Below are 10,519 nucleotides of genomic sequence, written 5' to 3'. Positions count from 1 at the left end.
CTCATCATCAACCGGCTGGCGCGGGAAAGATCGCTGGCACTGTTTCTGGTGGGCATGTCGGCCCTGCTGTCCACCGTGCTCACCAATGATGTGGCGCTGTTCATCGTGGTGCCGCTCACCCTCAGCCTGCGTGGCATTGCCGGCCTGCCCATTGGCCGGCTGGTGATATTCGAAGCGCTGGCGGTGAATGCCGGTTCGCTGCTCACCCCGATCGGCAATCCGCAGAACATCTTGCTGTGGCAGCTGTCCGGCCAGTCCTTTGCTGCATTTACCTGGCAGATGGCCCCGCTGGCACTGGGCAGCATGGCACTGCTGCTACTGGCCACCGCCCTTGCGTTTCCCGGCCAGCGCATTCATGCCGAACTGCACGACGACGCCAGCGGCTATCAGCCCGGTCTGCTGTGGAGCTGCGCCTTGTTGTACATCGGCTTTATCGTGGCGCTGGAATCCGGCCATGCGCTGTGGGGCCTGGCTGCGGTGCTGGCCGGCATTGCCCTGTTGCGCCCGGCCCTGCTGCTGGCGGTGGACTGGAGCCTGATTGCCGTGTTCATGCTGATGTTTGTCGATATCCGCCTGCTGACCGGGCTACCGCTGGTACGCCACTGGACCGATGCCGTGGCCGGGCTGAGTAGCGGCGGCCTGTACCTGACCGCCCTGCTGGGTTCGCAGCTGATCAGCAATGTGCCTGCCACCATCCTGCTGGTGAAATACAGCAGCGCCTACAAGGTGCTGGCTTATGCGGTGAATGCCGGTGGTTTTGGCTGCGTGCTGGGCTCGCTGGCCAACCTGATTGCCCTGCGCATGGCGGGCGAGCGCGGCATCTGGCTGCGTTTTCATCTGTATTCCCTGCCCGCGCTGCTGCTGGCAGGCGTGCTGGGCTACTGCCTGCTCTGACATCCCGTCCCGCCATTCCACGCAAAAAAGCCCGGTCACCGTGACGGTGCCGGGCCAAGCTCCTGAAGACTAGCCGTGCTTACAAAGAGGGCAGCAAGCCAGCCGCGACAAAGCGGTTGTAACTGCCGCTGGCCACCAGCGCAGCGGCCTTCTCGATATCCGGTGCGAAGTAGCGGTCCTTGTCGTAGAACGGCACTTGCGCACGCAGTTCGGCCTTGGCTTCTTCCAGCTTGGCGCTGGCCTTGTGCGGGGCGCGGAAGTCCACACCCTGGCAGGCCGCCAGCAGCTCCACCGCCAGGATGCCGGCGGTGTTACCGGCCATGTCGCGCAGACGGCGACCGGCAAAGGTGGCCATCGACACGTGGTCTTCCTGGTTGGCGGAAGTCGGCAGGCTGTCCACCGAGGCCGGGTGCGCCAGCGATTTGTTTTCCGAAGCCAGTGCCGCGCCGGTAACCTGGGCAATCATGAAGCCGGAATTCACCCCGCCGTTATTCACCAGGAAGGGCGGCAGCTTGGACAGGTTGCTGTCGATCAACAGTGCCATGCGGCGCTCGGACAGCGAGCCGATTTCCGCCAGCGCCAGCGCCAGATTGTCGGCGGCAAAGGCCACCGGCTCAGCGTGGAAGTTGCCGCCGGACAGGATGTCGTTGTCGTCGGCAAACACCAGCGGGTTGTCCGATACCGAGTTGGCTTCCACTTGCAGCACGCTGGCGGAGTGGCGGATCTGCGTCAGGCAGGCACCCATCACCTGCGGCTGGCAGCGCAGGCTGTACGGGTCCTGCACCTTGCCGCAGTTTTCGTGCGAGTGTTCGATTTCGCTGTGTTCCAGCAGGGCGCGGTAGGCGCTGGCGGCGTCGATCTGGCCGGCATGGCCGCGCACAGCGTGGATGCGGGCATCAAACGGGGTGCGGCTGCCCTGCGCGGCTTCCACCGACATGGAGCCCGCCACCACGGCAGAGGCAAACAGGTCTTCCGCGGCAAACAGGCCTTCCAGCGCAAAGGCGGTGGACGCTTGCGTGCCGTTGAGCAGGGCGAGGCCCTCTTTCGGGGCCAGGGTGATGGGTTCCAGACCAGCCGCCTGCATGGCTTCACGGCCATGTACGCGCTGGCCGTTGACGAAGGCTTCGCCCTCGCCGATCAGCACTGCGCTCATGTGCGACAGCGGGGCCAGGTCGCCGGACGCGCCCACCGAACCCTTTTGCGGAATCACCGGGTAGATGCCGTGGTTGAACAGCGTGACCAGCGCTTCGATCACCCGACGGCGAATGCCGGAGAAACCACGCGCCAGCGAGTTGATTTTCAGTGCCATCACCAGACGCACGGTGGAATCGTCCATCGGCGCGCCAATACCGGCAGCGTGCGACAACACGATGGAACGCTGCAGCAGTTCCAGCTCGTCCGGTGCAATGCGGGTATTGGCCAGCAGGCCAAAGCCGGTGTTGATGCCGTAGGCGGTGCGGCCTTCGGACAGCACGCGTGCCACGGTGGCGGCAGAAGCGTCGATGCCGGCGTGGCAGGACGGGTCCAGTTGCAGCTTGAGACCGGTTTCACGTGAAACGCGGCGCAGGTCGGCCAGTGTCAGTTGGCCCGGTACGATATTGAGAATGCTCATGGTTTCAGTCTCTATTGATTGTCAGCTGGCCTCACGCCCGCAGGCCCGGCCAGCCATGTTCTTGTTCTAGCGCCTGCCCTGCCAAAGCAGGCAGGGTGATGGCACTAAATAGCGTGATGCCTGCACAGAGAATGGCCGAGTCAAGGCGCGCCGACGCAGACAGTACATGGCGTACGGCAAGGAGGCGCAACGCTGGATCGGGCATGCTCTACCCGGCTTATTTCAGCATCGGCAGGTCCAGGCCCTGCTCGCGCGCGCAGTTTTTGGCGATGTCGTAACCGGCATCGGCATGACGCATCACGCCGGTACCCGGGTCGTTACGCAGTACACGGCCCACGCGCTTGGCGGCTTCATCCGTACCATCACACACGATCACCACGCCGGAGTGCTGCGAGAAGCCCATGCCCACGCCACCACCGTGATGCAAGGACACCCAGGTGGCGCCGCCAGCGGTATTCAGCAGGGCGTTGAGCAGCGGCCAGTCGGACACGGCATCCGAACCATCCAGCATGGATTCGGTTTCGCGGTTGGGCGAAGCCACCGAGCCGGAGTCCAGATGGTCGCGGCCAATCACGATCGGCGCCTTGAGTTCGCCATTCTTCACCATTTCGTTGAAAGCTGCACCCAGACGGGCGCGGTCTTTCAGGCCCACCCAGCAGATACGTGCCGGCAAGCCCTGGAAGCTGATGCGCTCACGCGCCATGTCCAGCCAGTTGTGCAGGTGCGGGTCATCCGGAATCAGTTCCTTCACCTTGGCGTCGGTCTTGTAGATGTCTTCCGGGTCGCCGGACAGCGCCACCCAGCGGAAGGGGCCGATGCCTTCGCAGAACAGCGGGCGCACGTAGGCCGGGACAAAACCGGGGAAGTCGAAGGCATTCTGTACGCCCTCTTCCAGCGCCATCTGGCGGATGTTGTTACCGTAGTCCAGCGTGGCGGCACCGCGCTGTTGCAGGGTCAGCATGGCGCGCACTTGCACGGCCATGGACTTCTTGGCGGCAGCGGTGATTTCAGCGGCATCGGTCTTTTGCTTGGCGCGCCATTGTTCCACCGTCCAGCCTTGCGGCAGATAGCCGTGTACCGGGTCGTGAGCGGAGGTCTGGTCGGTTACCACGTCCGGGGTGATGCCACGGTTCACCAGTTCGGTGAACACGTCGGCGGCATTGCCCAGCAGGCCGACGGACACCGCCTTGCCGCTTTGCTTGGCGTCTTCGATGATGGCCAGCGCCTCGTCAAGCGATGTGGCCTTGCGGTCCACGTAACGGGTTTTCAGGCGGAAGTCGATGCGGGTTTCATCACATTCCACAGCAATCATGCTGAAGCCGGCCATGGTGGCGGCCAGCGGCTGCGCGCCACCCATGCCACCCAGACCACCGGTCAGGATCCAGCGGCCTTGCGGCTTGCCGTCGAAGTGCTGGTTGGCCACGGCAAAGAAGGTTTCGTAAGTCCCCTGCACGATGCCTTGCGAGCCGATGTAGATCCAGGAGCCGGCGGTCATCTGGCCGTACATCATCAGGCCCTTCTTATCCAGCTCGTTGAAGTGTTCCCAGTTGGCCCAGTGCGGTACCAGGTTGGAGTTGGCGATCAGCACGCGCGGCGCGTCGGCGTGGGTGTTGAACACGCCTACCGGCTTGCCGGACTGGATCAGCAGGGTCTGGTCGTCTTCCAGACGCTTGAGCACGTCCAGGATGGTGTCGAAACATTCCCAGTTGCGGGCGGCGCGGCCGATGCCGCCATATACCACCAGGCTTTGCGGATGCTCGGCCACTTCCGGGTCCAGATTGTTCTGGATCATGCGGTAGACGGCTTCGGTCAGCCAGCTTTTGCAGGAAAGTTCGGTGCCGCGCGGGGCGCGGATCACACGGGTCGGGTCGAAGCGGCTGTCTTGTTGTGCTGCGCTCATTGCTGTCTCCTTGGTACTGCCATGTTGTCGGGCAACTGCCCTGAATTCCTTACCGGGAACCGCTGACAAAATCCCCGCTCCAGCGTTGCGCCGCCTTGCCGTACGGCATGTACTGTCTGCAGCGGCGCGCCTTGGCCCGGGTTCGCTACGCGGTTTTGTTCGCGCTTCTTACTGCGAGGCCAGATGACGGGTGATACTCCACGCCAGCCGGGCCGCCGTCTTCGCGCCGTGGCTGTCGATATCGAATTGCGGGTTCAGCTCCACCAGGTCTGCCCCGGCCAGCTTGCCGCTGGCGGCAATGGCGGTGACCAGTGCTTCCACCACCGGCAGCTCCACCCCCATGGCGGCAGGGGCGGATACGGCGGGCATCACGCTGGCGGGCAGCACATCCAGATCGATGGTGAGATAGACCATGTCCACCTGGTCGATGAAGTCCTGCACCGTACGCTGGGCATTGGGGAGGCCAGCCTGGTTCAGTGCGCTGTCCAGCAGCCACTGCACGCCCAGCTGCCCGGCACGGGCAAACAGCGCCTGGGTGTTGGAGGGCTCGGCCACGCCCAGGCACAGGTAATGGAAGGGACGGCCAGTTGCGGCACAGTCAGCGGCAATCTGCGCAAACGGCGTGCCGGAAGTGGCCTCGGCTGCCTCGCGGATGTCGAAATGGGCGTCGAAATTGATGATGCCGATTACCTTCTCCGGATGCGCTGCGGCAAGGCCGCGCCAGGTGCCGTAGGCGGTTTCGTGGCCACCACCCAGCACCAGCGGAAAGTGCCCGGCACGCGCCAGTTGCTCCACCGCCGCCGCCAGCCGCAGGTGGGCGGCATCCAGATCGCCATCGCTACAGGCCACATCGCCCATATCGCACAGCGGATAGGCCTGATGCCAGGCCAGATTGGCCAGCGCCTTGCGGATGACCACGGGCGCTGCCGCTGCGCCCACACGGCCCTGATTGCGACGCACGCCTTCGTCGCAGGCAAAACCGGCAATGCCGATGCCTGCCGGCAGGCCGGGTGCAAACGGCGTGGCCAGCTGGTGCCAGCGGCGCGCCAGTTCGCCTTCACCGGCGTCCACGCGGCCGGTCCACAGCTTCATGTCTGGAGTCATTGTGTTGTTTCCTTGCCCGGACGCTGGCCACGGAATACCCGTTCGGCCAGCGGGTTGACGCCGAGTCCGTAGACGATTTCGGCAGGGTGTTCGATATCCCACAGCAGCAGGTCGGCGACATGATCCAGCGCCAGCTTGCCGTGGCTGTGGCCACGGCCCAGTGCCTGGGCGGCATGGCGGGTAGTACCGGCCAGTGCTTCTTCCGGCGACAGGCCGAACAGCACGCAGGCCTGGTTCATCGCCAGCCGGATGGAGGCAAACGGGCTGGTGCCGGGGTTCAGATCGGTGGACACCGCCATCGGCACACCGGCCGCACGCAGCAGTTCGACTGGCGGCTTTTGCGTTTCGCGCAGGAAGTAAAATGCGCCGGGCAGCAATACCGCTACCGTGCCTGCCGTGCGCATGGCCTCCACACCGGCAGCGTCCAGGTATTCGATATGGTCGGCCGACAGACCGCCGAATTCGGCCACCAGCGCCGCACCATGCAGATTGGACAGCTGCTCGACATGGCCCTTCACCCGCAGGCCGTGCTGCTGGGCAGCTTCGAATACGCGGCGGGTTTGCGCCGGGGAAAAGCCCACACTTTCGCAGAACACATCCACCGCTTCGGCCAGGCCTTGTTCTGCCACGGTGGGCAGAATGTCTTGGCAGACGTGCTGGATATAGCCATCGGCGTCACCGGCAAATTCCGGCGGCAAGGCATGGGCGGACAGCAAGGTGGGGGCAATCTCCACTGGTTGGCTGTCTGCCAGCTGGCGGGCTACCCGCAATTGCTTGATTTCGTCATACAGGTTCAGGCCATAGCCGGACTTGGATTCCAGCGTGGTGACGCCCTCGGCCATCAGCGCCTGCAAGCGCGGCAGGCTGGCAGCGGCCAGTTGCGCCTGGCTCAGTGCACGGGTGGCGCGCACGGTGGAGACAATGCCACCGCCCTGGGCGGCAATCTGCTGATACGGCACGCCCAGCAAACGCTGTTCCCATTCCGCCGCCCGGTTGCCGCCGTACACCAGATGGGTGTGGCAGTCGATAAAGCCGGGGGTGATCCAGCGGCCGGCCACGTCCACCACCTCGCCATCAAAGCTGGCCGGGTTTAGCTGGCCTTGCGGCAGGATGGCGGCAATATGGCCCTGCTCCACCACCAGCACGTGGTCGTGCAGCGCGCCGTAGGGCGCAGGGTGCTGCGTATCCATGGTGGCCAGCCGGGCATTGAGCCACAGGCTGCGGGTGCGGTTGATAGGCTTGCTCATGTTTGCTCCTGATTTGTATATACAAATAAACCCTGCATTGATGCTTGTCAACCACGATTAAACATTGCATACAATATGTACTTGCACAAAAGTATTTATTTATCAATCAGTTGTGCAAATAAAAAAGGGAGCCAACGGCTCCCTTTGTGCATCAAAAATCCAACAGTATTTGTATAGTCAATTGTCTGCTGGCGACTTTCAGCTATCCACCCAGTTCACCCAGCCGTACTGCCAGGTCAGCAATACGATGATGCCGAACACGATGCGGTACCAGGCAAACACCATGAAGCTGTGGCTGGAAATGAAACGCAGCAGCCAGCGCACGCAGAAGAAGGCCGAGACAAAGGAAAACAGCAGGCCCACCGCCCAGATGCCCAGATCGTCCGCTGCCAGCAGCGCGCGGTCTTTATACAGCGAATACAGCGAGGCGATGATCAGCGTGGGAATGGCCAGGAAGAAGGAAAACTCGGTGGCCGCCTTGCGCGACAGACCAAACAGCATGCCGCCGATGATGGTGGCACCGGAACGCGAAGTACCCGGCACCAGCGCAAAGGCCTGGGCGCAGCCCACCTTGAGCGCATCCAGCGGGCTCATTTCCTCTACCGTCTGCACCCGGATGCTGTGCTGGCGGCGCTCGGCCCACATGATGACCAGCGCACCGATGATGAACATGCTGGCCACCACCGGCGCGTTGAACAGGTGGGCCTTGATGGCCTTGCTGAACAGAAAGCCCAGCGCGGCGGCCGGGCAGAAGGCGATGGCCAGGTTGAGGATGAGGCGACGGGCTGCCGCATCATGACGTGCACCACCGACCACGGCGGCGATGCGCGCGCGGTATTCCCAGATCACCGCCAGGATGGCACCGGACTGGATGACGATTTCAAACAGCTTGCCGCGCTCGTCGTTGAACTTGAGCAACTCGCCGGCCAGGATCAGGTGACCGGTGGAGGAAATGGGCAGGAATTCGGTCAGCCCCTCGACAATGCCGAGAATGGCTGCCTTGAGCAAAAGCAGTGTGTCCATGATGTGATTGATGATGTGGGCGGGTTAAAAGGAAGAAGCAGAGAAATAATCCGCTAGCATAACCTGTCGCGATGACAGAATCACAACTGATCTGCACCGTCGTACCGATACACGCAGCCAGCCTTATTTCTTCACCCGGCTTTGCGAGCGCAGCTTGTAACGTCCACCCGGATGCACCAGCCGGGCAAAAGTCACCAGATTCTTGTACGACCAGGTGCGGCGCAATACCAGCAGGCAGGGCTCACCAGCGGCGATATCCAGCATGGCCAGCTCACGAGCATCCGGCAGAATGGCTTCCACGCTGTGCTCGATATCGGTCAGCGGGCAGGTTTCCATCAGGTATTCATTGGGCGTGCGGCGGGTGAAATCCTGCAGGATGTAATCCGGTGCCCAGGCCGGGTTCACATAGCGGTCTTCCAGCTGAATGGGCAGGCCGTCTTCGCGATGCACCAGAATGGAGTGATAAATCGGCGTGCCCACCTTCACCCCCAGTTGCAGGGCAATCTCTTCACCTGCCGCGATGGTTTCCAGCTGGTGCACGTCGGCACTGTGGGTGTGGCCGCGCGCCGCCACTTCGGCAGCGATATTGTTGATGTCCAGCAGCGGCGATTCAGCCTTGCGCTCGGCCACATAAGTACCGTCCCCGGCAAAGCGCAGCAGGATGCCGGCCTCGGCCAGGTCGCGCACCGCCTTGTTGACGGTCATGCGCGACACGGAAAACTGGCTGGCCAGTTCCAGCTCGGGCGGAATCTTGCAGCCTGGCAGGAATTCCTTCTTGCGGATGCCTTCCAGAATGTATTCCTTGATACGCAGATAGCGCGGTTGAGCTGTGGCAGACACCTTGTATTCCATGCAAACGTTAAGATGAGGCATTCTAGACCGGACTGCGGCGGCTGTGGCTGATCCAGCGCAGAGTTCAGCCAATGTACAACAGCCATGGCCGCTCTGCCCATCACCCGCCAGGCAGTTGTCACGGCCGCCTTGAGTTATGATTTGTCCATTTCCCGCCAGCGAGTCATCCGAATGTCCATTTCCCTGCCCGCCGCCGCCCAGCTGATTCCGCTTGGCAATGCACTCACCCTGTTGCAACTGGATGGCGGCAGTTTCTCCGCCACCCTGTCCTTGCTGGGTGGGCAATTGCTTTCCTTCCAGCCCTATGGACAACAGCCCTGGCTGTACATGTCGCCACAAGCCATGCTGCAACAGGGCAAGGCCATTCGCGGTGGCGTGCCGGTTTGCTGGCCCTGGTTTGGCCCGCACCCGACCGACACTGCCGCCCCGGCCCATGGCGTGGCGCGGCAGCAAGACTGGCAGCTGCTGTCAGTGGAGCAGGATGGCGATGCGTTTCACGTGAAACTGCAAGGTCCGCACTGGCAAGGGCTGGATGTTGAGCTGGAATACACCCTGTCCGACCACATTGCCATGCAGCTGCACACCCATAATCACAGCCAGCAGCCACACACGGTGAGCACGGCGCTGCACAGTTATCTCGCGGTCAGCGACAGCCGCCGCATTCAGCTATCCGGCGTGGAAGAAGCCGTTTTCGAAGACAAGGTGGCCGCTCGCTACAGTCGCTTGCCATCAAGCCCGCTACAGCTGAATGGCGAGTTCGATGCCATTGTCTACAGCGAGGCCGATGTCATCCTGCACGACCCGCAATGGCAGCGCCGCCTGCGCATCAGCCGCAGCGGTTCTGGCAGCGTGGTATTGTGGAACCCCTGGCAAGACAAGGCTGCGCGGCTGGCCGACCTGCCGGACGAGGGCTGGCACGACTTTGTCTGCATCGAGGCAGCCAATGCGGGTGAAGACAGCTACACGCTGGAGCCAGGCAGCAGCCATACACTGGGCTGCCAGATACGGGCCGACTGAAGCCGGCTTCCCGATGCCCCCATCCCGATGGACAGGGTATACTGCACAGCATCGCGCCATGCTTGGCGTTGTAGTGGACAGGTAGTCAATGGCAAGACAGAACACGATTTCCAGTTATCTCCCCGTCACCTTTTCCAATGGCAACCGGGTGCGCCGCTTTGGCAAGCACTGCCCGCATTGCCATGCCATGGTAGGGTGCGAACACATGTCCGGGCTGGCCAGCCTGCAGCAGGACAAGCTGTTTCTGGCCGCCAAAGGCACCTGCCCGGCGTGCCATCATCGCTTCCCCATTGCCTGCGTCATCACCGACGACAAACGGGTACACCGCGTGATGCTGCCCTTGTGGGCTTACCGCCTGTGGCTGCAACTGGCCACCCGCAACAGCCCGCAGCTGCCGGCGCGGGAAAACTGGGAAGTGGCCGAGGAAGTGCCGCTGCCGGTGGGCATTGTGGTGCCGGATGTGAATGCGGTGACACACTCCAGTGAAGTCCTGGGGCGTTTTCACGACCAGACCATCAGCGCCTGGGTGGAATACGAAGGCCGCCGCTTCCTGTTCGAACGCGCCGCGCCGCCCGGTCAGTTTGCCCTGAGCGAGCACGAGTTGCTGCTGGCCGGTGCGCTGATTTACCGGCAGCAGGAAATCGCCACCACGGCTTGAAATGGCCGGTATGTGGATACCTGACACCAGCCCGGCCTAGCCGGGCTTTTTGTTGGCTGCAACGCCGGGTATGTTCTGGGTCTGGCCTCTAAACGACGGTTGTCCGCTGCGCGGTGATGTTTACATGGCGGTGCTGCCCGCCATGCAGGCAGGGGAGCTGCGTCGCCAGCTCCCCTGCACCCCTAGGCGACCCCGGGTTGCGCGTATTTCCG

General features: G+C 62.9%; 9 protein-coding genes. 3 read left to right on the top strand and 6 right to left on the bottom strand.

Features of this window, described 5'->3' with window-relative positions; translation table 11 throughout:
• On the top strand, positions 1-894 hold an 894-nt coding region (locus tag AWT75_RS19595), incomplete at its 5' end, for an SLC13 family permease (protein WP_062791357.1).
• A gap of 79 nt (positions 895-973) precedes the next feature.
• Here the strand turns inward: AWT75_RS19595 and hutH are convergent.
• The 6 genes from hutH to hutC form a co-directional block, all read right to left on the bottom strand.
• The gene (gene hutH / locus AWT75_RS19590; RefSeq protein ID WP_062791355.1) at positions 974-2,506 is read right to left on the bottom strand and encodes a histidine ammonia-lyase; all 1,533 of its coding nucleotides are present in this window, start codon (positions 2,504-2,506) and stop codon (positions 974-976) included.
• A gap of 217 nt (positions 2,507-2,723) precedes the next feature.
• Positions 2,724-4,406 (bottom strand): urocanate hydratase, encoded by a 1,683-nt coding sequence (gene hutU / locus AWT75_RS19585; protein WP_062791353.1) that lies wholly within the window; start codon positions 4,404-4,406, stop codon positions 2,724-2,726.
• 168 nt (positions 4,407-4,574) lie between these two features.
• Positions 4,575-5,510, bottom strand: coding sequence for a formimidoylglutamase (hutG, locus tag AWT75_RS19580; RefSeq protein WP_062791351.1), 936 nt, complete (start codon positions 5,508-5,510; stop codon positions 4,575-4,577).
• Complete coding sequence (hutI, locus tag AWT75_RS19575) at positions 5,507-6,757, bottom strand: imidazolonepropionase (RefSeq protein ID WP_062791348.1); 1,251 nt, start codon at positions 6,755-6,757, stop codon at positions 5,507-5,509. Before hutI ends, hutG begins: the two co-directional genes overlap by 4 nt.
• Positions 6,758-6,955: 198 nt before the next feature.
• The gene (locus tag AWT75_RS19570) at positions 6,956-7,780 is read right to left on the bottom strand and encodes an undecaprenyl-diphosphate phosphatase (RefSeq protein WP_045845965.1); all 825 of its coding nucleotides are present in this window, start codon (positions 7,778-7,780) and stop codon (positions 6,956-6,958) included.
• A 123-nt stretch (positions 7,781-7,903) separates the two neighbouring features.
• A complete protein-coding gene (gene hutC / locus AWT75_RS19565) occupies positions 7,904-8,620 on the bottom strand; it encodes a histidine utilization repressor (protein ID WP_231588830.1) in 717 nt (238 codons plus the stop codon).
• A 96-nt stretch (positions 8,621-8,716) separates the two neighbouring features.
• Between hutC and AWT75_RS19560 the strand changes: the two genes are divergently transcribed.
• Both AWT75_RS19560 and AWT75_RS19555 read left to right on the top strand, forming a co-directional pair.
• Complete coding sequence (locus AWT75_RS19560) at positions 8,717-9,649, top strand: D-hexose-6-phosphate mutarotase (RefSeq protein WP_239689674.1); 933 nt, start codon at positions 8,717-8,719, stop codon at positions 9,647-9,649.
• 88 nt (positions 9,650-9,737) lie between these two features.
• On the top strand, positions 9,738-10,307 hold the full coding sequence (locus AWT75_RS19555) for an Rcat domain-containing protein (protein ID WP_062791346.1): 570 nt from the start codon (positions 9,738-9,740) through the stop codon (positions 10,305-10,307).
• The last annotated feature ends 212 nt before the right edge of the window (positions 10,308-10,519 follow it).

The sequence above is a fragment of the Aquitalea pelogenes genome, from assembly GCF_001515305.1.
Lineage (GTDB): Bacteria > Pseudomonadota > Gammaproteobacteria > Burkholderiales > Chromobacteriaceae > Aquitalea > Aquitalea pelogenes.
Note: the sequence above shows the minus strand (reverse complement) of the source record. Positions and strands in the feature narration are given on the sequence as shown.

Excerpts from the sequence above, each read along its gene's own strand:
- hutH (WP_062791355.1), bottom strand. The coding sequence starts at position 2,506 with ATGAGCATTCTCAATATCGTACCGGGCCAACTGACACTGGCCGACCTG.
- hutU (WP_062791353.1), bottom strand. The coding sequence starts at position 4,406 with ATGAGCGCAGCACAACAAGACAGCCGCTTCGACCCGACCCGTGTGATC.
- hutG (WP_062791351.1), bottom strand. The coding sequence starts at position 5,510 with ATGACTCCAGACATGAAGCTGTGGACCGGCCGCGTGGACGCCGGTGAA.
- hutI (WP_062791348.1), bottom strand. The coding sequence starts at position 6,757 with ATGAGCAAGCCTATCAACCGCACCCGCAGCCTGTGGCTCAATGCCCGG.
- AWT75_RS19570 (WP_045845965.1), bottom strand. The coding sequence starts at position 7,780 with ATGGACACACTGCTTTTGCTCAAGGCAGCCATTCTCGGCATTGTCGAG.
- AWT75_RS19560 (WP_239689674.1), top strand. The coding sequence starts at position 8,717 with ATGGCCGCTCTGCCCATCACCCGCCAGGCAGTTGTCACGGCCGCCTTG.
- AWT75_RS19555 (WP_062791346.1), top strand. The coding sequence starts at position 9,738 with ATGGCAAGACAGAACACGATTTCCAGTTATCTCCCCGTCACCTTTTCC.